This is a genomic window from Chromobacterium fluminis (genome assembly GCF_011602385.1).
Taxonomy (GTDB): domain Bacteria; phylum Pseudomonadota; class Gammaproteobacteria; order Burkholderiales; family Chromobacteriaceae; genus Chromobacterium; species Chromobacterium fluminis.
The window spans coordinates 46,467-71,202 of sequence record NZ_JAAOMA010000014.1 but is presented as its reverse complement, the minus strand read 5'-3'; the positions used below and the strand labels follow the sequence as shown (position 1 = coordinate 71,202).

The 24,736-nt window shown below is 59.3% G+C and carries 33 protein-coding genes; 28 read left to right on the top strand and 5 right to left on the bottom strand.

The features are described from left to right. Positions 1 to 9 precede the first annotated feature (9 nt). The 24 genes from rplB to rplQ all read left to right on the top strand — a co-directional run bounded on the left by rplB (position 10) and on the right by rplQ (position 11,874). On the top strand, positions 10 to 843 hold the full coding sequence (gene rplB, locus HA052_RS11770; protein ID WP_043594111.1) for a 50S ribosomal protein L2: 834 nt from the start codon (positions 10 to 12) through the stop codon (positions 841 to 843). A 6-nt stretch (positions 844 to 849) separates the two neighbouring features. Then, positions 850 to 1,128: a 30S ribosomal protein S19 gene (gene rpsS, locus HA052_RS11765; RefSeq protein ID WP_019099947.1), complete on the top strand. Its 279-nt coding sequence runs from the start codon at positions 850 to 852 to the stop codon at positions 1,126 to 1,128. A 9-nt stretch (positions 1,129 to 1,137) separates the two neighbouring features. Then, positions 1,138 to 1,467 carry a 50S ribosomal protein L22 gene (gene rplV, locus HA052_RS11760; protein WP_019099946.1) on the top strand — a complete coding sequence of 110 codons (330 nt, stop codon included), beginning with the start codon at positions 1,138 to 1,140 and terminating at the stop codon, positions 1,465 to 1,467. 10 nt (positions 1,468 to 1,477) lie between these two features. After that, entirely contained in the window at positions 1,478 to 2,179 is a 702-nt protein-coding gene (rpsC, locus tag HA052_RS11755) for a 30S ribosomal protein S3 (protein WP_081546294.1), read from the top strand. Next, positions 2,163 to 2,579 carry a 50S ribosomal protein L16 gene (rplP, locus tag HA052_RS11750; RefSeq protein WP_019101458.1) on the top strand — a complete coding sequence of 139 codons (417 nt, stop codon included), beginning with the start codon at positions 2,163 to 2,165 and terminating at the stop codon, positions 2,577 to 2,579. The genes rpsC and rplP overlap by 17 nt, the downstream gene beginning before the upstream one ends. After that, a complete protein-coding gene (gene rpmC / locus HA052_RS11745) occupies positions 2,579 to 2,767 on the top strand; it encodes a 50S ribosomal protein L29 (protein WP_011137725.1) in 189 nt (62 codons plus the stop codon). Before rplP ends, rpmC begins: the two co-directional genes overlap by 1 nt. Before the next feature lies 1 nt (position 2,768). Beyond that, the gene (gene rpsQ, locus HA052_RS11740) at positions 2,769 to 3,032 is read left to right on the top strand and encodes a 30S ribosomal protein S17 (RefSeq protein ID WP_043594104.1); all 264 of its coding nucleotides are present in this window, start codon (positions 2,769 to 2,771) and stop codon (positions 3,030 to 3,032) included. Between the two features lie 203 nt (positions 3,033 to 3,235). Further along, entirely contained in the window at positions 3,236 to 3,604 is a 369-nt protein-coding gene (gene rplN / locus HA052_RS11735) for a 50S ribosomal protein L14 (protein ID WP_019104491.1), read from the top strand. A 9-nt stretch (positions 3,605 to 3,613) separates the two neighbouring features. Further along, on the top strand, positions 3,614 to 3,928 hold the full coding sequence (rplX, locus tag HA052_RS11730) for a 50S ribosomal protein L24 (protein ID WP_048413703.1): 315 nt from the start codon (positions 3,614 to 3,616) through the stop codon (positions 3,926 to 3,928). A gap of 10 nt (positions 3,929 to 3,938) precedes the next feature. Then, positions 3,939 to 4,478, top strand: a complete 540-nt coding sequence (gene rplE, locus HA052_RS11725; RefSeq protein WP_019104493.1) for a 50S ribosomal protein L5 — start codon at positions 3,939 to 3,941, stop codon at positions 4,476 to 4,478. A gap of 4 nt (positions 4,479 to 4,482) precedes the next feature. Next, complete coding sequence (gene rpsN, locus HA052_RS11720) at positions 4,483 to 4,788, top strand: 30S ribosomal protein S14 (RefSeq protein ID WP_081546296.1); 306 nt, start codon at positions 4,483 to 4,485, stop codon at positions 4,786 to 4,788. 14 nt (positions 4,789 to 4,802) lie between these two features. Beyond that, positions 4,803 to 5,198, top strand: coding sequence for a 30S ribosomal protein S8 (rpsH, locus tag HA052_RS11715; protein ID WP_019104495.1), 396 nt, complete (start codon positions 4,803 to 4,805; stop codon positions 5,196 to 5,198). A gap of 9 nt (positions 5,199 to 5,207) precedes the next feature. Then, complete coding sequence (gene rplF / locus HA052_RS11710) at positions 5,208 to 5,741, top strand: 50S ribosomal protein L6 (protein ID WP_081546298.1); 534 nt, start codon at positions 5,208 to 5,210, stop codon at positions 5,739 to 5,741. Between the two features lie 13 nt (positions 5,742 to 5,754). Next, positions 5,755 to 6,108: a 50S ribosomal protein L18 gene (gene rplR / locus HA052_RS11705; RefSeq protein ID WP_081546300.1), complete on the top strand. Its 354-nt coding sequence runs from the start codon at positions 5,755 to 5,757 to the stop codon at positions 6,106 to 6,108. Between the two features lie 13 nt (positions 6,109 to 6,121). After that, positions 6,122 to 6,640, top strand: a complete 519-nt coding sequence (gene rpsE / locus HA052_RS11700) for a 30S ribosomal protein S5 (protein ID WP_043594101.1) — start codon at positions 6,122 to 6,124, stop codon at positions 6,638 to 6,640. Next, positions 6,633 to 6,818: a 50S ribosomal protein L30 gene (gene rpmD / locus HA052_RS11695; protein ID WP_011137715.1), complete on the top strand. Its 186-nt coding sequence runs from the start codon at positions 6,633 to 6,635 to the stop codon at positions 6,816 to 6,818. The genes rpsE and rpmD overlap by 8 nt, the downstream gene beginning before the upstream one ends. Positions 6,819 to 6,821: 3 nt before the next feature. Beyond that, complete coding sequence (rplO, locus tag HA052_RS11690) at positions 6,822 to 7,253, top strand: 50S ribosomal protein L15 (protein WP_043636363.1); 432 nt, start codon at positions 6,822 to 6,824, stop codon at positions 7,251 to 7,253. Between the two features lie 11 nt (positions 7,254 to 7,264). Next, positions 7,265 to 8,584 (top strand): preprotein translocase subunit SecY, encoded by a 1,320-nt coding sequence (gene secY / locus HA052_RS11685; RefSeq protein ID WP_039755684.1) that lies wholly within the window; start codon positions 7,265 to 7,267, stop codon positions 8,582 to 8,584. A gap of 261 nt (positions 8,585 to 8,845) precedes the next feature. Then, positions 8,846 to 8,959 (top strand): 50S ribosomal protein L36, encoded by a 114-nt coding sequence (gene rpmJ, locus HA052_RS11680; RefSeq protein WP_011137711.1) that lies wholly within the window; start codon positions 8,846 to 8,848, stop codon positions 8,957 to 8,959. A 70-nt stretch (positions 8,960 to 9,029) separates the two neighbouring features. Beyond that, positions 9,030 to 9,392 (top strand): 30S ribosomal protein S13, encoded by a 363-nt coding sequence (gene rpsM, locus HA052_RS11675; RefSeq protein ID WP_048411917.1) that lies wholly within the window; start codon positions 9,030 to 9,032, stop codon positions 9,390 to 9,392. A gap of 19 nt (positions 9,393 to 9,411) precedes the next feature. After that, entirely contained in the window at positions 9,412 to 9,807 is a 396-nt protein-coding gene (gene rpsK / locus HA052_RS11670; protein WP_008955659.1) for a 30S ribosomal protein S11, read from the top strand. 18 nt (positions 9,808 to 9,825) lie between these two features. After that, a complete protein-coding gene (gene rpsD, locus HA052_RS11665; protein ID WP_043594097.1) occupies positions 9,826 to 10,446 on the top strand; it encodes a 30S ribosomal protein S4 in 621 nt (206 codons plus the stop codon). Positions 10,447 to 10,469: 23 nt separating this feature from the next. After that, on the top strand, positions 10,470 to 11,453 hold the full coding sequence (locus tag HA052_RS11660) for a DNA-directed RNA polymerase subunit alpha (protein ID WP_039755788.1): 984 nt from the start codon (positions 10,470 to 10,472) through the stop codon (positions 11,451 to 11,453). Between the two features lie 25 nt (positions 11,454 to 11,478). After that, positions 11,479 to 11,874, top strand: coding sequence for a 50S ribosomal protein L17 (rplQ, locus tag HA052_RS11655; RefSeq protein ID WP_019102992.1), 396 nt, complete (start codon positions 11,479 to 11,481; stop codon positions 11,872 to 11,874). A 115-nt stretch (positions 11,875 to 11,989) separates the two neighbouring features. Here the strand turns inward: rplQ and HA052_RS11650 are convergent, their stop codons facing one another. The 3 genes from HA052_RS11650 to HA052_RS11640 are packed head-to-tail and all read right to left on the bottom strand — an operon-like array spanning position 11,990 to position 15,166. Then, the gene (locus HA052_RS11650) at positions 11,990 to 12,901 is read right to left on the bottom strand and encodes a glutaminase (RefSeq protein WP_166452079.1); all 912 of its coding nucleotides are present in this window, start codon (positions 12,899 to 12,901) and stop codon (positions 11,990 to 11,992) included. 52 nt (positions 12,902 to 12,953) lie between these two features. Continuing rightward, a complete protein-coding gene (locus tag HA052_RS11645; RefSeq protein ID WP_166452078.1) occupies positions 12,954 to 13,751 on the bottom strand; it encodes an MOSC domain-containing protein in 798 nt (265 codons plus the stop codon). A gap of 35 nt (positions 13,752 to 13,786) precedes the next feature. Then, entirely contained in the window at positions 13,787 to 15,166 is a 1,380-nt protein-coding gene (locus tag HA052_RS11640; RefSeq protein WP_277345093.1) for an aminotransferase-like domain-containing protein, read from the bottom strand. Positions 15,167 to 15,430: 264 nt separating this feature from the next. Here HA052_RS11640 and HA052_RS11635 point away from each other — a divergent pair, with 264 nt between their 5' ends. The 4 genes from HA052_RS11635 to HA052_RS11620 all read left to right on the top strand — a co-directional run bounded on the left by HA052_RS11635 (position 15,431) and on the right by HA052_RS11620 (position 22,193). Then, positions 15,431 to 17,308, top strand: coding sequence for a methyl-accepting chemotaxis protein (locus HA052_RS11635; RefSeq protein WP_081546308.1), 1,878 nt, complete (start codon positions 15,431 to 15,433; stop codon positions 17,306 to 17,308). Positions 17,309 to 17,536: 228 nt separating this feature from the next. After that, positions 17,537 to 18,853 carry an omega-aminotransferase AptA gene (gene aptA / locus HA052_RS11630; RefSeq protein WP_081546310.1) on the top strand — a complete coding sequence of 439 codons (1,317 nt, stop codon included), beginning with the start codon at positions 17,537 to 17,539 and terminating at the stop codon, positions 18,851 to 18,853. Positions 18,854 to 18,895: 42 nt separating this feature from the next. Continuing rightward, positions 18,896 to 20,383, top strand: a complete 1,488-nt coding sequence (locus tag HA052_RS11625) for a CoA-acylating methylmalonate-semialdehyde dehydrogenase (RefSeq protein ID WP_166452076.1) — start codon at positions 18,896 to 18,898, stop codon at positions 20,381 to 20,383. Between the two features lie 172 nt (positions 20,384 to 20,555). Continuing rightward, positions 20,556 to 22,193, top strand: coding sequence for a methyl-accepting chemotaxis protein (locus HA052_RS11620; RefSeq protein WP_166452075.1), 1,638 nt, complete (start codon positions 20,556 to 20,558; stop codon positions 22,191 to 22,193). Positions 22,194 to 22,238: 45 nt separating this feature from the next. Here the strand turns inward: HA052_RS11620 and kynA are convergent, their stop codons facing one another. Beyond that, positions 22,239 to 23,081 carry a tryptophan 2,3-dioxygenase gene (gene kynA / locus HA052_RS11615; RefSeq protein WP_166452074.1) on the bottom strand — a complete coding sequence of 281 codons (843 nt, stop codon included), beginning with the start codon at positions 23,079 to 23,081 and terminating at the stop codon, positions 22,239 to 22,241. 165 nt (positions 23,082 to 23,246) lie between these two features. Then, a complete protein-coding gene (gene lnt / locus HA052_RS11610; protein WP_166452073.1) occupies positions 23,247 to 24,731 on the bottom strand; it encodes an apolipoprotein N-acyltransferase in 1,485 nt (494 codons plus the stop codon). Positions 24,732 to 24,736: the final 5 nt, after the last annotated feature.

Below are 24,736 nucleotides of genomic sequence, written 5' to 3'. Positions count from 1 at the left end.
AGATAGAGCATGCCTATCGTTAAGGTAAAACCGACTTCCGCGGGCCGCCGTGCCGTTGTCAAGGTAGTAAACCCTGACCTGCACAAAGGTGCTCCGCACGCAGCCCTGCTGGAAAAGAAATCTTCCACTGGTGGCCGTAACCACAATGGCCACATCACCACGCGTCATCGTGGCGGTGGCCATAAGAAGCACTACCGCATCATCGACTTCCGTCGCAACAAGGATGGCATCCCGGCGAAAGTGGAGCGCATCGAATACGATCCGAACCGCACCGCTCACATTGCCCTCTTGTGCTACGCCGATGGCGAACGCCGCTACATCATCGCTCCGCGCGGTGTGAAGGCCGGTGCTGAGCTGTTGTCCGGCGCGGAAGCTCCGATCAAGGCCGGTAACGCTCTGCCGATCCGCAACATCCCGGTGGGTACCACTATCCACTGCGTGGAAATGCAGCCTGGCAAGGGCGCTCAGATGGTTCGTTCCGCTGGCGCATCCGCGATGCTGCTGGCTCGCGAAGGCGCTTACGCTCAACTGCGTCTGCGTTCGGGCGAAATCCGCCTGGTGCATGTTGATTGCCGAGCGACTGTTGGTGAAGTGGGTAACGAAGAGCACTCCCTGCGCAAGCTGGGCAAGGCTGGTGCTACTCGCTGGCGCGGTATCCGTCCGACCGTACGTGGCGTTGCCATGAACCCGGTTGACCACCCGCACGGTGGTGGTGAGGGTCGCACTGGCGAAGGCCGTGTACCGGTTAGCCCATGGGGCACTCCGGCTAAGGGCTTCCGTACCCGTCGCAACAAGCGTACCGACAATATGATCGTACGCCGTCGCTATTCCAAAAAAGGGTAATTGACAATGGCACGTTCGCAGAAAAAAGGCCCGTTCGTTGATCTGCATCTGCTGAAAAAAGTAGATGCGGTGCGGGCAACCAGCGACAAGCGTCCGATCAAGACTTGGTCCCGTCGTTCGACCATCCTGCCGGATTTCATTGGTCTGACCATCGCTGTGCACAACGGTCGCACCCATGTGCCTGTTTATGTTTCCGAAAACATGGTCGGCCATAAACTGGGCGAATTCTCCCTGACTCGTACCTTCAAAGGCCACGCGGCCGATAAGAAGGCGAAGAAGAGATAAGGTGAAGCGATGAGAGTATCTGCAAATCTGAAAAGCGTTCGCCTTTCGGCACAAAAATGCCGCCTGGTGGCCGATCTGATCCGCGGCAAGTCCGTTGATCAGGCTCTGAATATCTTGGCCTTCTCCCCGAAGAAGGGCGCGGTAATCATCAAGAAAGTGCTGGAATCTGCCATCGCTAACGCCGAGCACAACGAAGGCGCCGACATTGACACCCTGCGTGTCACCGGCATCTTTGTTGACAAAGGCGCTAGTCTGAAGCGTTTCACCGCCCGTGCTAAGGGTCGTGGTAACCGCATCGAAAAGCAGACCTGCCACATCTCGTTGACCGTTGGCAATTAAGGGGTAAGAAATGGGTCAGAAGATTCATCCGACGGGATTCCGTCTTGCCGTTAACAAAAACTGGTCTTCCAAGTGGTTCGCGAATTCGCAGAACTTCCCGGGAATGCTGAAGCAGGATATCGAAGTTCGCGAATTCCTGAAAAAGCGCCTGGGTCATGCTTCGGTTGGCCGTGTGACTATCGAGCGCCCGGCTAAGTCCGCCCGCATCACCATTCACAGCGCCCGTCCGGGTGTGGTGATTGGTAAAAAAGGCGAAGACATCGAGCTGCTCAAGCAAGAACTGCAAAAGCGCCTGGGCGTTCCCGTGCATGTGAACATCGAAGAAGTTCGCAAGCCGGAACTGGACGCTCAAATCATCGCCGACGGCATCGCTTCCCAGCTGGAGAAGCGCGTGATGTTCCGTCGCGCCATGAAGCGCGCTATGCAAAACGCAATGCGCATGGGCGCTCAAGGCATCAAGATCATGAGCTCCGGCCGTCTGAACGGTATCGACATCGCTCGTAGCGAATGGTACCGCGAAGGCCGCGTGCCGCTGCATACCCTGCGCGCAGACGTAGACTACGCAACCTCCGAAGCCAAAACTACCTACGGTATCATCGGCATCAAGGTATGGGTATACAAGGGCGAGCTCAAGCCGGGTCAAGTTCAGCCGGCTCCGGTAGCGACCGAGAAGAAATCGAGAAAGGGTGCTCGAAATGCTGCAGCCAACTAGACTCAAGTACCGTAAACAGCATAAAGGCCGCAACACGGGTATCGCTACTCGTGGCAACAAAGTGAGCTTTGGTGATTTCGGTCTGAAGGCGGTTGGTCGTGGTCGTCTGACCGCGCGCCAGATCGAAGCTGCGCGTCGCGCGATGACCCGTCACATCAAGCGTGGCGGCCGCATCTGGATCCGCATCTTCCCGGACAAGCCGATTACTTCCAAGCCTGCTGAAGTCCGTATGGGCGGGGGTAAGGGCTCTCCGGAGTACTACGTGGCCGAAATCCAGCCTGGCAAGATGCTGTACGAAATGGATGGTGTTTCCGAGGAACTCGCTCGTGAAGCTTTCCGTCTGGCCGCAGCCAAGTTGCCGATCGCCACTGTGTTTGTAACTAGACAGGTAGGTCAGTAATGAAAGCGTCCGAACTGAAAGCCAAAACTGTTGACGAGCTGAAGGCGGAACTGCTTAGCCTCTTGAAGGCCCAGTTTGCTCTGCGTATGCAGCACGCCACTCAGCAACTCGCCAAGACCTCTGAACTGAAGAAAGTACGTCGCGACATCGCTCGCGTGCGCACCGTTCTGAAAGAAAAGGCAGTTTAAGATGAGCGAAACCAAAGTGGTACGTACGCTGACCGGTACCGTAGTCAGCGACAAGATGGATAAGACCGTGACCGTACTGGTCGAGCGCAAAGTAAAGCACCCGATCTACGGCAAAATTATCCGTCGTTCTAAGAAGTTCCACGCGCACGACGAGAACAACGAGTTCAAGGCCGGCGATATCGTTGTTATCAGCGAGTCCCGTCCGCTCTCGAAGACCAAGACGTGGGTGGTAACTGCCCTGGTAGAGAAATCCCGCCAGGTGTAAAGACTTGCAGGGAGCGAAAGCTCCCTGTATAATGGCCATCTTCCTACCCCTATCGGGTAGGAGTTCCGCCCTTACGGGGTCCAAAACTGGCCGTTGGATACGCCACAGTTTCTGTGGCGTTTCGTCTGTTTGGTCTTGCTCTTATGCGAGAAACCGGCAGATGAGAGTGACGGATAAAGTTGGATTAGAAAGGTAATCATCACATGATCCAAATGCAGACCATGCTTGAGGTCGCTGACAATACAGGTGCGCGTCACGTTATGTGCATCAAAGTATTGGGCGGTTCCAAGCGTCGCTATGCAAGCGTAGGCGACATCATCAAGGTGACCATCAAGGATGCTGCTCCGCGCGGACGCGTCAAAAAAGGCGACGTTTACAACGCGGTTGTGGTTCGCACAGCCAAAGGCGTGCGTCGTCCGGATGGCTCGTTGATCAAGTTCGACGGCAATGCCGCCGTCCTGCTCAACAACAAGCTTGAGCCTATCGGCACTCGTATCTTCGGGCCTGTTACGCGTGAACTGCGTACCGAGCGCTTCATGAAGATCGTTTCGCTGGCTCCTGAAGTACTGTAAGGAGATCGCATGCGCAAAATTCGCAAGGGTGATGAAGTCGTAGTAATCACCGGCAAAGACAAAGGTAAGCGCGGCACCGTTCTGCGCGTTCTGGACGAGAAACTGGTTGTTGAGGGCGTGAATGTCGCCAAGAAACACCAGAAGCCGAATCCGGTGCGTGGCGTGGCCGGCGGCATCGTTGAAAAGACCATGCCTGTTGACGCATCGAACGTCGCCATTTTCAATCCGGCAAGCCAAAAGGCTGACCGCGTAGGCTTCAAGGTTCTTGAAGACGGCCGCAAGGTACGCGTGTTCAAGTCCAACGGCGAAGTCATTGGCGCGTAAGGAACAAAACATGGCACGTCTCTACGATTTCTACAAAGACACCGTAGTGCCTGAACTGATGAAACAGTTCGGCTACAAGTCCATCATGCAAGTCCCGCGCATTGAGAAGATCACTGTGAACATGGGTGTGGGCGAAGCTGTTGCCGATAAAAAGGTAATGGATTTCGCCGTGGGCGACCTGGAAAAGATCGCCGGCCAGAAGCCGGTTGTCACCACCGCTCGCAAATCCATCGCAGGCTTCAAGATTCGCGATCACTATCCGGTGGGTTGCAAGGTAACTCTGCGTCGCGAACGCATGTACGAGTTCCTGGACCGCCTGGTGACGATCGCGCTGCCGCGCGTTCGCGACTTCCGTGGTGTTTCCGCCAAGTCTTTCGACGGCCGCGGCAACTACAACATGGGCGTTAAAGAACAGATCATCTTCCCGGAAATCGAGTACGACAAGATCGATGCTCTGCGTGGTATGAACATTACTGTTACCACCACCGCGAAGACTGACGAAGAGGCCCGCGCTTTGCTGGCCGCGTTCAAGTTCCCGTTCAAGGGTTAAGCACATGGCAAAACTTGCACTGATTCAGCGCGAAGAGAAGCGTGTCAAGCTGGCTGCAAAATTTGCTGCCAAGCGCGAAGCCCTTATCGCGACTATCAACAATCAAAGCCTCTCGGAAGAAGAGCGCTTTGCAGCTCGCCTGCAACTGCAGCAGCTGCCGCGCAATGCTTCCCCGGTTCGCCAGCGTCGTCGCTGCGCCATCACCGGTCGTCCGCGTGGCGTATTCCGCAAATTCGGTCTGGGTCGTAACAAACTCCGTGAAATCGCTCTGAAGGGCGAGATTCCGGGGGTTGTGAAGGCCAGCTGGTAATAGGAGACACATAAATGAGCATGCACGATCCTATTTCCGATATGTTGACCCGCATCCGCAACGGCCAAATGGCTTCCAAGGTGGCAGTTTCCATGCCGTCTTCCAAGCTGAAAATTGCGCTGGCGCAGGTGTTGAAAGAAGAAGGCTACATCGAAGACTTCGCCGTTGCCGGCGAAGAGAAGAAGCCTGTTCTCGATATCCAGCTCAAGTACTATGCTGGCCGTCCGGTGATCGAACGCATTGACCGCGTTTCCCGCCCTGGCCTGCGTGTGTACAAGGGCTCCACCGAAATCCCGAAAGTCATGAATGGCTTGGGCGTGGCTATCCTGTCCACCTCCAAAGGCGTTATGACTGATCGCAAAGCGCGCGCGGCCGGCATCGGCGGCGAGTTGCTCTGCGTCGTGGCTTAAGGGGGTCAAATGTCTCGCGTAGCTAAGAATCCCGTAGTCATCCCGGCTGGCGTCGAAGTCAAATTCGGCGCTGCAGAAGTGATTGTTAAGGGCGCCCTGGGCACCCTGAGCACCGCTCTGTGCGAAGAGGTAGATGTCAAGCTGGACAACGGCCAACTGACATTCGCCGCCAAGAACGACAGCAAGTTCGCTCGTGCCATGTCCGGCACTCTGCGCGCCCTGCTGAACAATATGGTGACCGGCGTGTCCAAAGGCTTCGAGAAGAAGCTGCAGCTGGTAGGCGTGGGCTATCGTGCCCAGGCTCAAGGCGACACCCTGAACCTGTCTCTGGGTTTCTCCCACCCGGTGGCTCATCAAATGCCTGAAGGCGTTAAAGCTGAGACCCCGAGTCAGACCGAGATCCTGATCAAAGGCGCTGACAAACAGCGCGTTGGCCAGGTGGCTGCCGAAATCCGCGCTTATCGCGCTCCTGAGCCGTACAAAGGCAAAGGCGTTCGTTACGCTGATGAGGTTGTGGTTCTGAAAGAAACCAAGAAGAAGTAACTGAGGCACTGATATGGACAAGAAACAAGCTCGACTCCGCCGCGCACGTAAAACCCGTGCCCGTATTGCGGAGCTCAAGATGGTGCGTCTCACTGTGTATCGCACCAATAGCCACATTTATGCCCAGATCGTTGATGAGACTGGCAGCAAAGTACTGGCCAGCGCCTCTTCGCTGGAAACCGACGTACGCGCTGATCTCAAAAACGGCGGCAATGTGGTAGCTGCAGCCGTGATCGGCAAGCGCATTGCTGAAAAAGCAAAAGCCGCTGGCATCGAGAAAGTCGCTTTCGACCGCTCTGGTTTCAAATACCACGGTCGTATGAAAGCGCTGGCTGACGCCGCTCGCGAACACGGTCTCGTATTCTAATTCGGAGTGAAGAATGGCTAAACACGAAACGGAAGATCGTGGCGACGGTCTGGTCGAGAAAATGATCAGCGTCAACCGCGTCACCAAAGTGGTTAAAGGCGGCCGTATCATGGCTTTCTCCGCCTTGACCGTGGTTGGTGATGGCGATGGCGGAATTGGCATGGGTAAAGGCCGTTCCAAGGAAGTTCCGGTTGCCGTACAAAAGGCAATGGAACAGGCTCGCCACAACATGGTTAAGGTTCCGTTGAAAAACGGCACTTTCCACCACACTGTGGTTGGCAAGCACGGCGCTACTACTGTATTCATCCAGCCCGCTAAAGAAGGTACCGGTGTGAAAGCCGGCGGCCCGATGCGCGCTATCTTTGATGCTATGGGTGTTCATAACGTCTCGGCAAAAATTCATGGTTCCACCAACCCGTACAACGTGGTGCGTGCAACTCTGGATGGTCTGAGCAACATCAACACCCCGGCGCAAATCGCCTCCAAGCGTGGCCTGAGCGTCGAGGACATCCTGGGGGTGAGCCATGAGTAACGCCAAGACTGTAAAGGTCACTCTGGTAAAGAGCCTGATCGGTCGCCTGGAGTCTCACAAGGCTTGCGCCCGTGGTCTGGGTCTGAAGAAAATTCGCCAGACTGTTGAAGTGCTCGATACCCCTGAAAACCGTGGCATGATCAACAAGATCAGCTACTTGTTGAAATTCGAGGGCTAAGAGATGCTGCTGAACACTGTACAGCCGGGTGCCGGCGCCAAGCATGCCAAGCGCCGTGTAGGCCGTGGCATCGGCAGCGGCCTGGGCAAGACTTGTGGCCGCGGTCACAAAGGTCAAAAGAGCCGTGCAGGTGGTTTCCACAAGGTTGGTTTCGAAGGCGGTCAAATGCCGCTGCAACGTCGTCTGCCGAAGCGCGGCTTCAAGTCGCTGAACGCAGGCAAGGTTGCCGAGATTCGCCTGTCCGAACTGAACCTGCTGCCGGTTGATGAAATCGACCTGCTCTCTCTCAAGCAAGCTGGTCTGGCTTCCATCCAGGCGAATTCCGCCAAGGTGGTGCTGTCTGGCAAGATTGAGCGCGCAGTAAAACTGCGCGGCGTTGGCGTAACTGCCGGCGCTCGCGCCGCCATCGAAGCTGCCGGCGGCAGCGTAGAATAAGGCAATAATCTGTGGCGAATACTTCTCTAGTGGCAAATGCCAATAAGTTTGGTGATCTCAAGCGTCGAATCTGGTTCCTGATTGGTGCACTGATCGTTTATCGCATCGGTGCCCACATTCCGGTTCCGGGTATCAACCCTGCCGAGCTAGCGAAGTTGTTCCACTCATCGCAGACGGGCCTGCTCGACATGTTCAACATGTTCTCGGGCGGCGCCCTCTCGAGATTTACGGTATTTGCCATTGGCATCATGCCGTACATCTCCGCCTCCATCATTCTTCAGCTCGCCTCCGAGGTTCTTCCGAGCCTCAAGCAGCTGAAGAAGGAGGGCGATGCGGGACGTCGTAAGATAACCCAGTACACACGTTACGCCACCGTTTTGCTCGCGACTTTCCAAAGTTTCGGCATTGCGGTGATGCTGTACAAGCAGCCTAACCTGGTGGTCACTCCGCAGTGGGAGTTCTACCTGACGACAGTCGTATCGCTGGTAACCGGCACCATGTTCCTCATGTGGCTGGGCGAGCAGATTACCGAGCGCGGGATTGGCAACGGCATTTCGTTGATCATCTGCGCAGGTATCGCCGCTGGCGTTCCGGCTGCGATCGGCAAGACCTTGACTCTGACCAGTCAGGGTTCTTTGCCTATCCTGTTTGCCGTCGTGTTGTTTGTCGGAGTGATCGTGGTGACTTATGTGGTGGTGTACGCCGAGCGCGGCCAACGCAAAGTCCTGGTGAACTACGCCAAGCGGCAGGTGGGCAATCGCGTCATGCAGGGCCAGAGCACGCATTTGCCGCTCAAGCTCAACATGGCGGGGGTGATTCCGCCGATTTTCGCGTCCAGCATCATCCTGTTCCCGGCCACCGTTCTCGGTTGGTTTGGTCAGGGCGAGCACATGGGCTGGCTGAAGGGCATCGCAGACAAACTGCATCCCGGTCAGCCGATCTACGTGCTGCTGTATGCGGCGGCCATCGTCTTCTTCTGCTATTTCTACACGGCGTTGGTGTTCAACCCGAAGGAAACGGCTGACAACCTGAAGAAGAGCGGTGCCTTCATCCCGGGTATTCGTCCTGGTGAGCAGACTTCCCGATACATCGAGAAGATCATTCTGCGGCTGACGCTGATTGGTGCGATCTATATCACACTGGTCTGCTTGCTGCCGGAGTTCCTGATCTTGAAGTGGAACGTACCGTTCTACTTCGGCGGTACATCGCTGCTGATCATCGTGGTGGTGACCATGGACTTCATGGCGCAGGTACAGTCTTACGTGCTGTCGCATCAGTACGAGAGCTTGCTGAAGAAGGCCAACTTCAAAGGCAACGCGCTCACGCGCTGACAACTTGAGCTCGCGCTGGGTTATTGGCTAAGGAAGACACCATCCAGATGCAGTGCGAAATTCCGGAGTTCGCTTCGGAGTTTTGCTTGTGAATGGACACGTGGTAACCGGGCAGTTCAGGCGGGGTGCGATTGCGTAGGCATTCGCATCCAATCTGACGGCGGTTTGGGGCGAGGGGTTTCCCCTCGGTCCTGCCAGTCCCGGATAGTGTTCCGTGCGAAATAACGCACTTGCTCTTTTAGAGGATTGAAAGGAACTGACATGCGAGTACAGCCTTCGGTAAAGAAGATTTGCCGCAACTGCAAAATTATTCGTCGCAATCGCGTAGTTCGCGTGATTTGCACGGATCCGCGTCACAAGCAAAAACAAGGCTAACATTTGTTAGACCTGGATTTGCGTGTTACAATCGCAAACTTTTCAAGGTCTTAAGGCTTAAGGAAAGAGTATGGCCCGTATTGCAGGGGTAAACATCCCCAATCATGCGCATGCCGTTATCGGCCTGCAGGCAATTTTCGGCATCGGTCAGACTCGCGCTCAGCAGATTTGTGCTGCTGCCAGCGTGAACCCTTCCACGAAAGTGAAGGATCTGACTGACGCGGAAATGGAAACTCTGCGTGACGAAGTCGCCAAGTTCACCGTTGAAGGTGATCTGCGTCGTGAAGTCACCATGAGCATCAAGCGTCTGATGGACATGGGCTGCTATCGCGGCTTCCGCCATCGTCGTGGCCTGCCGTGCCGCGGTCAGCGCACTCGCACTAACGCTCGCACCCGTAAGGGGCCGCGTAAGGCGATCGCCGGCAAGAAGTAATTAATAGGAACAACAGATAATGGCTAAAGCAAACACAGCAGTTCGTGTACGCAAGAAAGTGCGCAAGTCTGTTAGCGAAGGCATCGTGCACGTGCACGCTTCGTTCAACAACACCATCATTACGATCACCGACCGTCAAGGCAATGCATTGTCTTGGGCTACCTCTGGCGGCGCTGGTTTCAAGGGCTCGCGCAAGAGTACACCCTTTGCTGCTCAGGTAGCAGCAGAGCACGCTGGTAAAGTTGCCCAAGAATACGGTGTGAAGAACCTCGAAGTTCGTATCAAGGGCCCGGGTCCGGGTCGTGAATCCGCTGTTCGCGCACTCAACGCGCTGGGTTTCAAGATCACCAGCATCTCCGACGTGACGCCGGTACCGCACAACGGTTGCCGTCCGCCCAAAAAACGTCGTATCTAATTCGGAGAGTGTGAGAACATGGCACGTTATATCGGCCCTAAGTGTAAGCTCGCTCGTCGTGAAGGCACCGACCTTTTCCTGAAGAGCGCGCGTCGTGCACTGGATTCCAAGTGCAAACTGGATAGCCCTCCGGGCCAGCATGGCGCTCGTAAGAGCCGCCTGTCTGACTACGGTGTGCAACTGCGTGAAAAGCAGAAAATCCGTCGTATTTACGGTGTACTCGAGCGTCAGTTCCGCAATTACTTTGCGGAAGCTGTGCGTCGCAAGGGCTCCACGGGTGAAAACCTGCTGAAGCTGCTCGAGGCCCGCCTGGACAACGTTGTATATCGCATGGGCTTTGGCTCCACTCGCGCCGAAGCGCGCCAGCTGGTTAGCCACAAGGCTATCGTTGTGAACGGCCAGGTTGTGAACATTCCGTCCTACCAGGTTAAAGCCGGTGACGTAGTGTCCGTCCGTGAAAAAGCCAAGAAACAGGCCCGTATCGTAGAAGGTCTGGCTCTGGCCGAGCAGGGTGGTTTCCCGTCTTGGGTTCTGGTTGATTCCAAGAAAATGGAAGGCACTTTCAAATCCGCTCCGGAACGTTCCGAACTGTCTAGCGATATCAACGAACAACTCGTTGTGGAATTTTACTCCAAGTAATCGCTAGCTCTTAGGGAATGACTATGCAAAACAGCGCTTCGGAATTTCTGAAACCTCGTCTTATTGACGTTCAGCCGGTTTCCGCCACTCACGCTCGTGTGTCGATGGAGCCGTTCGAGCGCGGCTACGCTCATACTCTGGGTAATTCGCTGCGCCGGATTCTGCTGTCGTCGATGCCGGGCTATGCTCCGACCGAAGTGACTATCGCTGGCGTTTTGCATGAGTATTCCGCACTTGATGGCGTGCGCGAGGATGTCGTAGACATCCTCCTCAACCTCAAGGGCGTAGTGCTTAAGCTGCATGGTCGTGACAGTGTTGTGCTGTCCTTGAAAAAGGATGGCGAAGGTGCTGTCTTGGCTGGCGATATCGAACTGCCGCACGATGTGGAAGTGATCAATCCGGACCACGTGATTTGTCACATCTCTTCTGGCGGTAAGATCGACATGGAGATCAAGATCGAAAAAGGCCGCGGCTATCAGCCGGTGTCGGTTCGATCCAATCATGAAGACAACCGTTCCATCGGTACCATTCAACTGGACGCTTCCTTCTCGCCGGTTCGCCGTGTGAGCTTTGCTGTGGAAAGCGCCCGTGTTGAGCAGCGTACCGACCTTGACCGCCTGGTTCTCGATATCGAGACCAACGGCGTGATCGAGCCGGAACAGGCAGTGCGCAACGCTGCTCGTATTCTGATGGATCAACTGTCGATCTTTGCCGATCTCCAAGGCACAGCGGTTGAAGAAGTCGTTGAAAAGGCGCCGCCGATCGATCCGATCCTGCTGCGTCCGGTAGACGATCTTGAACTGACGGTTCGTTCGGCCAACTGCCTGAAAGCTGAGAACATTTATTACATCGGCGATCTGATCCAGCGTACTGAAACCGAGCTTCTGAAGACTCCGAACCTCGGCCGCAAGTCGCTGAACGAGATCAAGGAAGTTCTCGCTTCCAAAGGCCTGACTCTCGGGATGAAACTCGAGAACTGGCCGCCTGCTGGCCTCGAAAAGCCGTAAGGTTTGAGATAAAAGGACATTAACAATGCGTCATCGTTACAGTAATCGTAAACTGAACCGCACGACCAGCCATCGTCTGGCGATGCTGCGCAACATGGCGAACTCGCTGCTGAAGCACGAAGTTATCGTGACCACGCTGCCGAAAGCCAAAGAACTGCGTCGTGTGGCCGAGCCGTTGATTACGCTCGGCAAAAAGCCGTCTCTCGCCAACCGTCGTCTGGCGTTTGACCGCACTCGTGACCGCGATATCGTGGTTAAACTCTTCGACGTTCTCGGCCCGCGCTTCTCCGCCCGCAATGGTGGTTATGTGCGTATCCTGAAGTACGGTTTCCGCAAGGGCGACAACGCCCCGATGGCTCTGGTAGAGCTGGTGGACCGTGCGGAAGATGCCGTAGCGGTTGAAGACAACTCCGCCGAGTAATCGACGAAGTTGAGGAAAAAGCCAGGCGCAAGCCTGGCTTTTTTCATTGCTTGATAAGAAAAAACCCGCCTTGCGCGGGTTTTTTCTTATTCGGTGCCCCGGTTGACAGGGTGGTTTAAAAAACCGACAAGCCGGTACGCGTGGTGAAACGATCCAGCGCTTCCAGGCCCAGCACCGAATTGCCCTTGCCGTCCAGCTCCGGGCTCCACACGGCGATGCTCATTTTGCCGGGAATGATGGCTAGCATGCCGCCGCCGACGCCGCTTTTCACCGGCAGGCCCACGCGGTAGGCAAATTCGCCGGCCGCGTCGTAAGTGCCGCAGGTCAGCATCACCGCGTTGATCTGCTTGGCCTGGCTGCGGCTCAGCGATTGTAAGCCGTCGCGGGTGATGCCGTGGTTGGCGAGGAATAAGCCAGCATTGGCCAGCTCCACGCAGTTCATCGTGATGCTGCAGCTGTTGAAATATTGCTGCAGTACGTTCTCCACCTCGTTGCCGAGGTTGTCGTAGCTTTTCATGAAGTGAGCCAGCGCCGCATTGCGATGGCCGTGGGCGCGCTCGGATTCGGCGACGCGGGCATTGCCGCATAGTGTGGCGTTGCCCGACTCCTGGCGCAAGCGGGTCAGCAATGCGCCGTGGGCGTCTTCAAAATGGCTGACGGCGCGGTCGGTGACGACCAGCGCTCCTGCGTTGATGAAGGGATTGCGAGGAACGCCGTCCTCGTATTCCAGCTGCACTAGCGAATTGAACGGGTTGCCGGACGGTTCTTTGCCGACATGGCTCCATAAGGAGTCGCCATCGGCCTCCAGCGTGAGCGCCAGCATGAAAGCTTTGGAAATGCTTTGGATGGAAAAGGGAACCGTGGCGTCGCCGCAGCGGTAATGGCGGCCGTCCAAGGTGGTGATGGCCATGCCGAACTGGCGCGGCGGCACTTCGGCCAGCGCCGGAATATAGTCGGCGACGCGGCCTTGGCCGTAGTAGGCGACAACTTCTGCGTGGATTTGATCGAGTAGGTCTTGCAGATTCATTAATCTATTCAGCATAAATCGGTAAAAGCGCCGGCGGACCGACGTTGGAAAATCAGAACTCGTAGCGGGTTTCCAGCACGCTGAATTCGGCGCCCAATTCCAGCAGGCCTTCATTGCGAGGCACCAAGTTGACGCCGAAGCAGACGCCTTCCGGCAAGGTGCGGATGCTGGCCAGCGTGCGCAGAGGCTGCTGTTCCGGCGACTTGATGCCGGTATCCGGGTCCACCGTGGTCAGCACACAGCGCGAACAGGGCTTGGCGACGTCGAACACCACGCCGCCGATCTGCACGACTTTCCAATCGTCCTCTTCCCAGGCGTAATCGCCGCTGACCACCAGATTGGGGCGGAAATGGCGCAGTGTAACCGGCTGATCCAGCTCGTCGTTCAATGCGTCCAGCGAAGCCTGATTCACCAGTAGATAGGGGTAGCCGTCGGCGAAGGACATCGCGTGTTCGCTGTCCTTCAGCCGGCGATTGGAACGCATGCCCAACCACAGCAGCCGGCAGGGCTCGTCCAGTACTTCGCTGAACCAGCGATCGACGGCGGCGTCGCCGTGATAGGCGGCGAAGTTGTCCTTCCATACCGTGGCCGGCGCGTCTTGCTGGTATTGAGTGCTCATTGCCAGCACCGGCGTCTTGCCTGGAAATTTGAACAGCGCGCCGCCTGGAATCAGGTCTACCTCCACGCGCACTAGCTGCGGATGGGTGCGGGCGGTGAAGAAGCGGCCGTTGTCTCCCATCAGCAGCCATTCGCGATCATGCAGCAGGCCCTGCTTGTCGGCGAAGGCGCGGCTGTAGGAAAGGCCGCGACAGGATTTCAACGGATGGACGAACATTTCGACGAGTTGCATGAAGGGCTCCGCTAAGCTGTGGTTACCGCATGTTATCACTGCGGCGGGCTACTCAGAAAATCCCACAGCCGACGATCCTGGCTGAAGGCGACGTTAAAGCGCAGCCAGTCGGAGGGCATGCCGTAGGCGCGGAACAGATGACCGGGCGCGAGCAGGATCTTGTGTTGCTGCGCTTGTTCGGCCAGCCGCCTGGCGTCTAGCTCTCCGGGGGGCCGCGCCAGCAGGAACAGGCCGTTGGCCGGCCGCGCGAACAGCTGCCAGCCGTGTTCGAGGAACAACTGTTGGCATTGCGCTTGCGCTTCGGCCAGCCGTGCGCGCAGCCGCTCCAACTGACGGCGGTAGCGGCCCTCTGACACCAATTCCAGCGCCAGCCTCTCGTTCAGCTCCGGCGAGGTCAGCCCGGACATCATCTTGTAATGAACGATGCGCTCTAGCAGTTCGGACGGGCCGCACAGATAGCCGACGCGCAGGCCCGGCGATAGCGACTTGGAGAAACTGTCGATGTAGAGCACGCGTTTGAGGCCGTCCAGCGCCGCCAGCGCGGGTTGGCGGTCGCCGGCGAAGTCCGCTGAAACATTGTCCTCCACAATCAGGAAGTCGTACTCCTCAGCCAGCCGCAACACCTGGTGGGCGATGGACGGCGCATAGCTGGCGCCGGTGGGGTTCTGCAGCCAGGGGTTGGTGAAGAAGGCCCGCGGTCGATGCTGGAGCAGCAGCGCGCGCAATTGCTCGAGATCGGGACCGTGTTCGGTCCAAGGCACCGGCACCAGCTTGAACTCGCGAAACGCCAGGCAGGACAGCAGGTTGCAATAACCGGGATCGTCCACCAGCACGGTGTCTCCGGCTTGAAGCAGCGCGCAGGCCGCCATGTCCAGCGCGCGGCTGGCGCCCTGGGTCAGAGCGATGTCGTCGGCGCGAGCCTGGATGCCGCGTTCGCTCAGACGGTCGGCCAAATGTTCGCGCAAAGGCAGAAAACCCTTTGGGTCGCCGTAGCCGGGAGCGACGACGGCGTCGCGGGCCAGTTGCCGCAGCGCTTTTTGCTGAGCTTCGGCGTCGTACCAGTGGGAGGGCAGCCAGCCGCAGCCGGCGAACAGGGTATTGGCGTCTTGCTGGTAAATCTTGCGCAGCAGCCAGTATTCGTCCACCGGCCAGACGCGAGGAGCTGCCGGCAGATCGGGTGGCCGGCTTTCCCGCCTAGCCTCCACGTAAAAGCCCGAGCCCGGTCGCGCGGCCAGATAGCCCAGAGTCACCAGCCTATCGTAGGCCTCGGCCACGGTGAAAGGGCTGACGCCCAGCTCCCCGGCCATTCTGCGAATAGATGGGATTTTTGCGCCTTTACGCCATTGGCCGCATTGGATGGCGGAAATAGCTGAATTGACGATGTTTTCAACCAATGTAATGCCATCTATGGGCATAAGATTCAGGCTAGCCATTGCGCACTATTTGAGCATCATTGATATTGGGCCTGTCCGTTGAGAACAGCTTGTGATAAATATCACGTCATAAGCCGGATGGCATGTCGCAGCCGTCAGTCTGTATGTTTTTTGTTGAGCTTTGCTGACGGAACGGCTAAGACAAGAACAGAGCCTACCGGCATTGAGAATGATCATAACAGTGCTTTGTCGCGGAATGACAAGCAATCGCGGCGAGCCAAGTCGAATTGGGGATGGAGGACGGAAATGCGCTCTTTGCGTGTAAAGTTGATTGTATTCATTGCGGTGCTGCTGGTTTTGCTGGGCGCCATTATTACGACCTTGGTGTATACCCAGATGCGCAACGAGATTGTTCAGGGCGTGGACAATGAGTTGTCCAGCACCTCGCGCGGATACGCCAATCTGGTCAAGGACTGGTACGGCGGCAAGGTCAAGGTGGTGATAGCCGGCAATCCGGTGGTGGGAACGCCGGAGCCTATGCCGATGCTGGCTCGCTTGAGTCAGGCCGGCGGCTACGACATGACCTATATCGGCACGGCTGATCACAAAATGATCCGTTCCGACTTCAAGCCGCAGCCGGCGGGTTACGATCCTGTGGCGCGTCCTTGGTATCAGCAGGCTCAGGCCAGCGGCAAGCCGGGCGTATCCGATCCCTACGTCGATTTCGACACCAAGAAATTGGTGGTGACTTTCGTGTCCCCGGTGTTCGACGGTTCCACGCTGAAAGCGGTGGTGGGCGGCGACATCTTCATCGACGATCTGGTCAAGACCGTGCTGTCCGCCAAGTTGCGGGGCAACGGTTACGCCTTCCTGGTGGATAAGGCCGGCAAGGTGATCGCGCACCCGGACACCACCTTGACGCTGAAGCCGCTGGCGGAAAAAGTGCCGGCGTTGACCGGTGAGAAGCTGGTGCAGTTGTCCACTAGCAGTGCGATGGAGGAAATCGAAGTCAACGGCGAGACCAAGCTGGTGCAAGTCGATCCGGTGGAAGGCACCAACTGGTTGCTGGGCGTGATGATAGACAAGTCCGTGGTCAACGAGCCGCTGGAAAAACTGCTGTTGACCGTGGTGGGCTTGGGCGCGCTGTGCGTGGTGGTGCTGATCCCGGTGGCCAGCGTGATGCTGAGCAAAATGTTGGCCGGCCTTGGCCGCTTGCGCAACGCGATGCTGGAGATATCCAAGGGCGAGGGCGATTTGACCCGCCGCATCGAAGTGCAGGGCCAGGATGAGATCGCGGAGACCGCCACCGCGTTCAACAGCTTCATTCATCGTTTGCAAAGCATGTTCGTGGCGGTGCGCACCGAGGCGGAAAACGTCACCAACGGCGTGCAGAGCGTGGCGACAACGGTGGATCAGGTGGCGCGTGATTCCCGGCAAATTTCCGATGTGTCCAGCTCCAACGCCGCAACGCTGGAGGAAATCACCGTCAGCATTTCCCATATCGCCGACGCCGCGCGCGAGGCGGACTCGCTGGTCAACCACACCGGCACCGTGTCCAGCGAAAGTGCGGACGAAATGCAGCGCATCTCCCGCGAGATGAATAGTACGGTGGAGGCGGTGAAGGGCTTGTCCGGCATGTTGGTGTCGCTGGATCAGCGCTCGCAGCAGATCAGCGGCATTACCAATGTGATCAAGGATATCGCCGATCAAACCAACTTGTTGGCCTTGAACGCGGCGATCGAAGCGGCGCGCGCAGGCGAAATGGGCCGCGGCTTTGCGGTGGTGGCGGACGAAGTTCGCAAACTGGCCGAGCGCACCGGCCAGGCCACGGTGGAAATTTCCAGCATGGTCAGCACCATCCGTGAGGAAACCAGCCAGGCGGTGACCAATATGCAGCGCACCGTCAGCTCGGTGGACGGTGGCGTAGAACTGACAGACAGCGCGGTGCAGCGTATTGAGCAGATCCAGCAGGCGATGCAGGAGGTGATGGCCAAGATGAACGAGATCACCTTGTCCACCAGCGAGCAACATAAGGCCACCACTTTGATTGCGCAGAGCACTGAGCAGATCAACGGCCGCATCGTCGACAGCGACGGCGCATTGCAGACGGTGCACGATACGCTGAATGATCTATCGCAGGCGGCCAAAGATATGCGGCAGCTGTTCTCCAGCTTCCGCGTCTGAGAACCTGTTCAATATCTGTTGCGCGCTTGTAAGACCTGAACACGTTCTGAACGAGTGCAACTGTCTTGTGAAAACCCGGCTACGGCCGGGTTTTTTCATAGTTTTGACTGTACTGGCGATTTTGCCGATACGGGACTGTGCAAATTCGCGCCAACTGTACCTGTAATTGTATTGGTGCAGCCGCTAGATTAGTTGTCATCATTCGGCCGAGAGCCAGGGGAGACAACGATGAATCAGCCGCAGATGGACGCGTTCTGGATGCCCTTTACCGCCAACCGCCAGTTCAAGAGCGCCCCGCGCATGCTGGTGAGTGCCGATGGCATGTATTACACCGACGACCAAGGCCGCCAGATCCTGGACGGCAGCGCCGGCTTGTGGTGTGTGACCGCCGGCCACAACCGCAAGCCCATCGTCGAGGCGGTGCAGCGCCAAGTGGCGACGCTGGATTACGCGCCGCCGTTCCAGATGGCGCACCCCAAGGCCTTCGAGGCCGCCGACAAGCTGGTGGCGATGGCGCCCAAGGGCTTGAGCAAGGCCTTCTTCGTGGGTTCCGGCTCGGAGGCGGTGGACACCGCGCTGAAGATGGCGGTAGCTTATCACCGCGTGCGCGGCGACGCCGCCCGCGTCAAGCTGATCGGCCGCGAGCGCGGCTATCACGGCGTCAACTTTGGCGGCATCTCGGTGGGCGGCATGGCCGGCAACCGCAAGCACTTCCCGGTGTCCTTGCCGGCGGTGGATCATTTGCGCAGCACTCACGACCTTGCCCGCAACGCTTTCAGCCGCGGCGAGCCCGAGCACGGCGCCGAGTTCGCCGACGAACTGGAAGCGCGCATCCTGACCCTGCACGATCCGTCCACCATCGCCGCCGTCATTGTCGAGCCGATGGCCGGCTCCACCGGCGTGCTGATCCCGCCCAAGGGCTATTTGCGGCGCCTGCGTGAAATCTGCGACCGCTACGGCATCTTGCTGATCTTCGACGAGGTGATCACCGGCTTCGGACGCCTGGGCGCGGATTGGGCGGCCAACAAGTTCGGCGTGCTGCCGGACATCATCACCTGCGCCAAGGGCCTGACCAACGGCGTGGTGCCGATGGGCGCGCTGCTGGTGAAGCCGGAGATCCACGACGCTTTCATGGCAGCCGCCGGCGAGCGCATGATCGAGTTCCCCCACGGCTACACCTATTCCGCCCACCCGCTGGCCTGCGCCGCGGCGATCGCCTCGCTGGACCTGTACCGCGAGGAGCAGTTGTTCGAGCGCGCCGCCGGCCTGTCCGCTTATTTTGAGGAGCGCGCGCACGCCTTGCGCGGCCAGCCCTACGTCAAGGACATCCGCAACCTGGGCCTGGTGGCCGGCATCGAAATGGACAGCCGCCCCGGCGCGGCCGGGCAGCGCGGTTTCGACGTCTTCCTCAAGTGCTGGGAACAAGGCGTGCTGGTGCGCTTTACCGGCGACATCCTGGCGGTGTCGCCGCCCTTGATCATCGAAAAGCACGAGATCGACCGCCTGTTCGACACCATCGCCTCCGCCTTGCGCGCCTGCGAGTAAGCGCGGCGCCGAATACTCAATTCATTCGAATCGGAACATAAGATGCAGACCATTCCTCATTACATCGGCGGCGAACGCTGCGAAGGCCAGAGCGGCCACTTTGGCGATGTCTACAACCCGGCGTTGGGCAGCGTCGCCGCCCGCGTGCCGCTGGCGAGCCCGGACGAGGTCCAGGCCGCGGTGGCGGCGGCACGCAAGGCCTTCCCTGCCTGGGCGGAAACCTCGCCGCTGAAGCGGGCGCGGGTGATGTTCAAGTTCAAGGAGTTGCTGGAGCAGAACCAGCAGCGGCTGGCGGCGCTGATCTCCAGCGAGCACGGCAAGGTGGTGTCCGACGCCATCGGCGAGGTTGCCCGCGGCCTGGAGGTGGTGGAGTTCGCCTGCGGCATTCCGCAACTGCTGAAAGGCGAGTTCACCGAACAGGTGGGCGGCGGCATCGACAGTCATTCCATGCGCCAGCCGCTGGGCGTGGTGGCCGGGATCACCCCGTTCAACTTTCCGGCCATGGTGCCGCTGTGGATGTTCCCGGTAGCCTTGGCCTGCGGCAACTGTTTCATCCTCAAACCGTCCGAGCGCGACCCGTCCGCCGCGCTGCTATTGGCGGAACTGCTGCAGCAGGCCGGCCTGCCGGCCGGCGTGTTCAGCGTGGTGCACGGCGACAAGCAGGCGGTGGATGCCTTGCTAGTCCATCCCGACATCGCCGCGCTCAGCTTCGTCGGCTCAACGCCCATTGCCCAGTACATCTACGAAACCGGCGCGCGCCACGGTAAGCGGGTGCAGGCACTGGGCGGCGCCAAGAACCACCTGGTGGTGATGCCGGACGCGGATTTGGATGGCGCGGTGGAGGCTCTGATCGGGGCCGCTTACGGCTCGGCCGGCGAGCGCTGCATGGCGATCTCGGTGGTGCTGGCGGTGGGCGACATCGGCGACGCGCTGGTGGAACGGCTGGCCGAACGCGCGCGCAACCTGAAGATAGGCGTGGGCGACGACGCGACGGCGGAAATGGGGCCGCTGGTGACGCGCCAGCACTTGGACAAGGTGACAGGCTATGTCGATCAGGGTGTGGCCGAAGGTGCGCAACTGGTGGTGGACGGCCGCGGCTACCGCCATCCCGGTCACGAGGACGGGTTTTTCCTCGGCGGCTGCTTGTTCGACCATGTGACGCCGGAGATGACCATCTATAAGGAGGAAATCTTCGGGCCGGTGCTGGCGGTGGTGCGGGTGGCGGACTTCGACAGCGCGGTCAGCCTGATCAACGCCCATCCCTTCGCCAACGGCACCAGCATCTTCACCCGTTCCGGCGGCGCCGCGCGCGAGTTCAGTCACCGCATTCAGGTGGGCATGGTGGGCATCAATGTGCCGATCCCGGTACCGATGGCTTTCCACAGCTTTGGCGGCTGGAAGGCCTCGCTGTTCGGCGACCACCATATGCACGGCCCGGAGGGTGTGCGTTTCTATACCCGGATGAAGACGGTGACCAGCCGCTGGCCGGCCAAGATGACCGCCGAATTCGTGATGCCGACAATGAAGTAAGGACGGAATGACGACTCTGGACGCGTGCTCGCGTCCAGTTTAACCCGGAGCGATCCGGGTTTTTTTATGCTATTGATATTTTTCATCGAAATGCCTCAAACTGGGATTAATCGCATAAGAAAGAGCGATAAGCACTGTCTAGAATAAGCTAACAAGGTGTGGGGAGATGGAGATGAATAAAACAACAATGAGCCTGCGCGGCCGGCTGCTTTTGCTATTGGTGGCGATGGCGCTGCTGGTGACGGCGATAGGCGTGCTCTCGGTGATGCGCGAGCGGGACGCCATGTTGCAGGATCGCAAGGACAAGACGCGCAATCTGGTGGAGTCCGCAGCGGCGCTGGTGACGTCTTACGAGAAGATGGCGGCGGACGGCAAGATGAGCGAGCCGCAGGCCAAGCAACTGGCGGCGGCGGCGTTGAGCAGCATGCGCTACGACGAGCGCGAGTATTTCTTCGCCTTCGACAAGGGCCTGACCTACGTCGCCCACGGCGTGAAGCCGGCCTTGATCGGCAAAAATCTGCACGGGGTCAAGGAGGGGAGCGGCCAGGACATGGGCCAGCTGTTCGACCAGGCCTTGAGCGCCGGCGGCGGCAAGGGCTATGCCGGCTATGTCTGGGACAAGCCGGGTTTTGACGCGCCGCAGCCCAAGATTTCCTATTTGATGACCTCCCCCGGCTGGGGCTGGGTGCTGGGCACCGGCATCTATCTGGACGATGTGGCGGCCGCCTATCACAAATCGTTGTTCAACCTGGCGCTGGAGGTTGGCGTAATCCTGCTGCTGCTGGCCGGCTTGGGCGGCTACATCATGCGCAGCGTGCTGGGCCAGTTGGGCGGCGAGCCGGCGGTCACCGTGGACATCGTCAAGCGCATCGCCGCCGGCCAGCTGGATATGGCGGTGCCGGTGAAGGCTGGCGACCGCGACAGCCTGCTGGCCAATGTGGCCGGCATGCAGGGAGAGTTGAGGCAGCTGGTGGGCGAAATCGCCGCCGCGGCCAATCGGGTGTCGGAGATGAGCACGGATGTCAGCAGCCATGCCAGCGAAGTGGCCAACGGTTCGGAACGGCAGAGCGAGGCGGCCACCTCGATGGCGGCGTCGATAGAAGAGCTGACCGTCAGCATCAACCATATTTCCGATCGCGCCCAGGACGCCCGCAACCTGTCCGAACAGTCTGGCGAGTCATCTCAGCAGGGCAGCGAGGTGATCTCGCGCGCGGTGGCGGAAATGCGCCGCATCAATGAATCGGTGGAACTGGCCGCCGGCACCATCAACGAGCTGGTGGACAAGGCGCAGGTGATCTCCGGCATCATGCAAGTGATCAAGGACATCGCCGATCAGACCAATCTCCTGGCCCTGAACGCGGCGATCGAAGCGGCGCGTGCCGGCGAGCAGGGCCGCGGCTTCGCGGTGGTGGCGGACGAGGTGCGCAAGCTGTCCGAGCGCACCGCTCAGGCTACCGAAGAGATTGCCGGCATGATTGCCGAGATCCAGCAAAGCTCCACCCAATCTCACGGTTCGATGGAAGAGGCGGTGCGGCGCGCCAAGAACGGTCTGGAGCTGGCCGAGCAGGGCGGCGCGGCGGTGGGCGAGATCCGTCAGAGCGCCGGCGGGGTGCTGGGCGTGGTCAACGATATTTCCCACGCGCTGAAGGAGCAGGGCACCGCCAGCCAGGATATCGCCCAATACGTCGAGCAGATTGCGATGAGCTCCAGCAAGAACGCGCAGGCGGCATCCACCGCTTCGGCGGCGCTGGCGGACATGAACCAGCTGGCCGGCAATCTGCGCGGGCTGGTGTCGCGCTTCCGCTGTTGAGAGGCGGCGCGGCGGCCCGGGCCGTCGCCGTTTCCCCCCGCCGCGTTAGCGGCCTATCTCGGTGCGCACGTCCAGCAACTCCGGGAAGAAAGTCAGCTCCAGCGCCTGCTTGAGGAAGCGCACGCCGCTGGAGCCGCCGGTGCCCTGTTTGAAGCCGATGACCCGTTCCACCGTCTTCATGTGCCGGAAGCGCCACAGATGGAAGTATTCCTCCACGTCCACCAGCTTCTCCGCCATCTCATAGGCTTCCCAGTGCTGCTGCGGCTGATCGTAAATAAGCTTGAACAGCGGGATCAGCTCCGGGTTGCGCTGATAGGGCTGCGACCAGTCGCGTTCCAGGCTGGAGGCCGGCACCGGCAGTCCGCGGCGCGCCAGATGGCGCAGGAATTCGTCGTACAGGCTGGGCGCGTCCAGAATGGCTTTTAGCGCGGCGTGCTTGTCCGGCTCGTGGGCAAACACGTTCAGCATCGCCTGATTCTTGTTGCCCAGCAGGAATTCGATGGAACGGTATTGGTGGGACTGGAAACCGGAGGAGTTGCCCAGCACGTCGCGGAACTCCATGTATTCGGACGGCGTCAGCGTTTCCAGCACCGCCCATTGTTCGAACAGCAGGCGTTGGATTTGCTTGACCCGCGCCAGGCATTTGAAGCTGGGCCCCAGCGTGTCCTGCTGGACGAAGCGCACCGCGGCCTGCAATTCGTGCAGCATCAATTTCATCCACAATTCCGACGTTTGATGCTGGATCACAAACAGCAGCTCGTCGTGGTGCGGCGGATTGGACAGCGGTTTCTGGCAGGCCAGCAGTTCATCCAGGCACAGATAACCGCCGTAGCTCATGCGCTCGGAAAAGTTGGTGACGATCCCGGCTTCCAGTTTTCTCTCGTTCATGGTGTTTCTTTCCCTTGTAGAGGCGGCGCGGCGTTTCTTGGTGTGGTTCCGGTACGGGACCGGTTCGCGTCGCCGGCGAATGATGATCGGGAATCCGGGGGCGAATGTCAAAACGCGCGATGTTCCAGTGTGGAAACATCGCGCGTTAGCAAGGCGGAGGACAGCTCAAGGCCGGTGTTTGCGCCCCAGCAACATGGCTAGCAGCAGCAGCGCCGCGCAGCCTATCAAGACCGGCATATTGCCGTGGCGCATATAGGGCGTCAGCCCCTGGCGGCCCTGGGCGAAGCCCTGCAACACCTGGCGGGTGTAGGGCGCCGCCACCGCGGCGATTTCGCCGTCCGGGCGGATGATGGCGGTCATGCCGTTATTGGTGGCGCGCAGCATGTAGCGGCCGTTTTCCATCGCGCGGGCCTGGGACAGCTGCAGGTGCTGGCTCATCGCCACGCTTTTGCCGAACCAGGCCAGGTTGCTGACGTTGGCCATGATGCTGGCTTGGGAGGCCGGGCCTATCAGTTCTTCGCCGAAGCTGTCCTCGTAGCAGACGTTGAAGGCGATCTTCTCGCCGGCCAGCGTCAGCGGCGGTTGATTGGCGCCGCCGCTGCTGAAGCCGGACATCGGCATATTCATGAACTGGTAGATCCAGCCTATCAGGCCGGGCACCGGGATGAATTCGCCAAAGGGCACCAGGTGGTCCTTGGCGAAGAAGGGGCGGCCCGGCGTGGTCAGCGCCACCACCGCGTTCAAATAGCCGCGGCCGTCGTTGGTGCGGCGCGGCACGCCGGTGGCCAGCGCCATGCCGGCGCGCTGGGCCTGGCCTTCCATCATGCTCAGATAGCCGGACGGCAGGTCGTCGAGGAAGAGCGGCAGCGCGGTTTCCGGCAGCAGCATCAGGTCGGCGCGGGCAGTGGCCACTTGCTGGTAATACACGCGCAGGGATTCTTCCAGGTTTTCCGGCGACCATTTCAGTTCCTGGGCGATATTGCCCTGGGCCAGCGCCACGCTGATCGGCTTGCCCTGAGGCAAGGTCCATTCAATGCTTTTCAGCCAGAAGCCGTTGCCCCATACCGCCAGCGCGGCGATCAGCAGGCCGGCGCGCATCTTCCCGCCGCTGTGAATCATCAGCGCCAGCGCGCCGGCGGACAACGCCACCAGGTAGGTGACCAGATGGGAACCGCCCAGCGGCGCGTAGCCGGCCAGCGGGCTTTCCGTGATCTGGGAGTAGCCGGCGGCGGCCCAGGGGAAACCGGTCAGCACCCAGCCGCGCAGCCATTCCCCCAGCTCCCACAAGGCCGGAAAGGCCAGCAGCCAGCGTTGCCAAGGCTTGGCGGTGACGCGGGCGCTCAGCCACATCGCGAGGCCCGGGTAGAGCGCCAGATAGGCCGGCAGCAAGAGCACCAGCGGCAAGGCGATCCAGACCGGCAGGCCGGCCACGTCGTGCAGGCTGTTGTAGATCCAGTTGAAGTTGCTGGTGTAGGCGGCCAAGCCCCAGACATAGCCGATCCAGAACGCGCGTTGCGGGTGGCGCTGGGTCAGGTCCGCCAGCGCCGCAAGCGACAGGGGCATGATCCAGAACAAGCGGTAGGGTGCGAAGGCGAATAGTGTGAGGCTGCCAGCCAAGGCGGCTGCCAGCAGGACCAGTAAAGTGCGCATGGTAG

What these genes read in the sequence shown, in the direction of transcription:
- rplB (WP_043594111.1), top strand. Translation starts at nt 10, where the DNA reads ATGCCTATCGTTAAGGTAAAACCGACTTCCGCGGGCCGCCGTGCCGTT.
- rpsS (WP_019099947.1), top strand. Translation starts at nt 850, where the DNA reads ATGGCACGTTCGCAGAAAAAAGGCCCGTTCGTTGATCTGCATCTGCTG.
- rplV (WP_019099946.1), top strand. Translation starts at nt 1,138, where the DNA reads ATGAGAGTATCTGCAAATCTGAAAAGCGTTCGCCTTTCGGCACAAAAA.
- rpsC (WP_081546294.1), top strand. Translation starts at nt 1,478, where the DNA reads ATGGGTCAGAAGATTCATCCGACGGGATTCCGTCTTGCCGTTAACAAA.
- rplP (WP_019101458.1), top strand. Translation starts at nt 2,163, where the DNA reads ATGCTGCAGCCAACTAGACTCAAGTACCGTAAACAGCATAAAGGCCGC.
- rpmC (WP_011137725.1), top strand. Translation starts at nt 2,579, where the DNA reads ATGAAAGCGTCCGAACTGAAAGCCAAAACTGTTGACGAGCTGAAGGCG.
- rpsQ (WP_043594104.1), top strand. Translation starts at nt 2,769, where the DNA reads ATGAGCGAAACCAAAGTGGTACGTACGCTGACCGGTACCGTAGTCAGC.
- rplN (WP_019104491.1), top strand. Translation starts at nt 3,236, where the DNA reads ATGATCCAAATGCAGACCATGCTTGAGGTCGCTGACAATACAGGTGCG.
- rplX (WP_048413703.1), top strand. Translation starts at nt 3,614, where the DNA reads ATGCGCAAAATTCGCAAGGGTGATGAAGTCGTAGTAATCACCGGCAAA.
- rplE (WP_019104493.1), top strand. Translation starts at nt 3,939, where the DNA reads ATGGCACGTCTCTACGATTTCTACAAAGACACCGTAGTGCCTGAACTG.
- rpsN (WP_081546296.1), top strand. Translation starts at nt 4,483, where the DNA reads ATGGCAAAACTTGCACTGATTCAGCGCGAAGAGAAGCGTGTCAAGCTG.
- rpsH (WP_019104495.1), top strand. Translation starts at nt 4,803, where the DNA reads ATGAGCATGCACGATCCTATTTCCGATATGTTGACCCGCATCCGCAAC.
- rplF (WP_081546298.1), top strand. Translation starts at nt 5,208, where the DNA reads ATGTCTCGCGTAGCTAAGAATCCCGTAGTCATCCCGGCTGGCGTCGAA.
- rplR (WP_081546300.1), top strand. Translation starts at nt 5,755, where the DNA reads ATGGACAAGAAACAAGCTCGACTCCGCCGCGCACGTAAAACCCGTGCC.
- rpsE (WP_043594101.1), top strand. Translation starts at nt 6,122, where the DNA reads ATGGCTAAACACGAAACGGAAGATCGTGGCGACGGTCTGGTCGAGAAA.
- rpmD (WP_011137715.1), top strand. Translation starts at nt 6,633, where the DNA reads ATGAGTAACGCCAAGACTGTAAAGGTCACTCTGGTAAAGAGCCTGATC.
- rplO (WP_043636363.1), top strand. Translation starts at nt 6,822, where the DNA reads ATGCTGCTGAACACTGTACAGCCGGGTGCCGGCGCCAAGCATGCCAAG.
- rpmJ (WP_011137711.1), top strand. Translation starts at nt 8,846, where the DNA reads ATGCGAGTACAGCCTTCGGTAAAGAAGATTTGCCGCAACTGCAAAATT.
- rpsM (WP_048411917.1), top strand. Translation starts at nt 9,030, where the DNA reads ATGGCCCGTATTGCAGGGGTAAACATCCCCAATCATGCGCATGCCGTT.
- rpsK (WP_008955659.1), top strand. Translation starts at nt 9,412, where the DNA reads ATGGCTAAAGCAAACACAGCAGTTCGTGTACGCAAGAAAGTGCGCAAG.
- rpsD (WP_043594097.1), top strand. Translation starts at nt 9,826, where the DNA reads ATGGCACGTTATATCGGCCCTAAGTGTAAGCTCGCTCGTCGTGAAGGC.
- HA052_RS11660 (WP_039755788.1), top strand. Translation starts at nt 10,470, where the DNA reads ATGCAAAACAGCGCTTCGGAATTTCTGAAACCTCGTCTTATTGACGTT.
- rplQ (WP_019102992.1), top strand. Translation starts at nt 11,479, where the DNA reads ATGCGTCATCGTTACAGTAATCGTAAACTGAACCGCACGACCAGCCAT.
- HA052_RS11650 (WP_166452079.1), bottom strand. Translation starts at nt 12,901, where the DNA reads ATGAATCTGCAAGACCTACTCGATCAAATCCACGCAGAAGTTGTCGCC.
- HA052_RS11645 (WP_166452078.1), bottom strand. Translation starts at nt 13,751, where the DNA reads ATGCAACTCGTCGAAATGTTCGTCCATCCGTTGAAATCCTGTCGCGGC.
- HA052_RS11640 (WP_277345093.1), bottom strand. Translation starts at nt 15,166, where the DNA reads ATGCCCATAGATGGCATTACATTGGTTGAAAACATCGTCAATTCAGCT.
- HA052_RS11635 (WP_081546308.1), top strand. Translation starts at nt 15,431, where the DNA reads ATGCGCTCTTTGCGTGTAAAGTTGATTGTATTCATTGCGGTGCTGCTG.
- aptA (WP_081546310.1), top strand. Translation starts at nt 17,537, where the DNA reads ATGAATCAGCCGCAGATGGACGCGTTCTGGATGCCCTTTACCGCCAAC.
- HA052_RS11625 (WP_166452076.1), top strand. Translation starts at nt 18,896, where the DNA reads ATGCAGACCATTCCTCATTACATCGGCGGCGAACGCTGCGAAGGCCAG.
- HA052_RS11620 (WP_166452075.1), top strand. Translation starts at nt 20,556, where the DNA reads ATGAATAAAACAACAATGAGCCTGCGCGGCCGGCTGCTTTTGCTATTG.
- kynA (WP_166452074.1), bottom strand. Translation starts at nt 23,081, where the DNA reads ATGAACGAGAGAAAACTGGAAGCCGGGATCGTCACCAACTTTTCCGAG.
- lnt (WP_166452073.1), bottom strand. Translation starts at nt 24,731, where the DNA reads ATGCGCACTTTACTGGTCCTGCTGGCAGCCGCCTTGGCTGGCAGCCTC.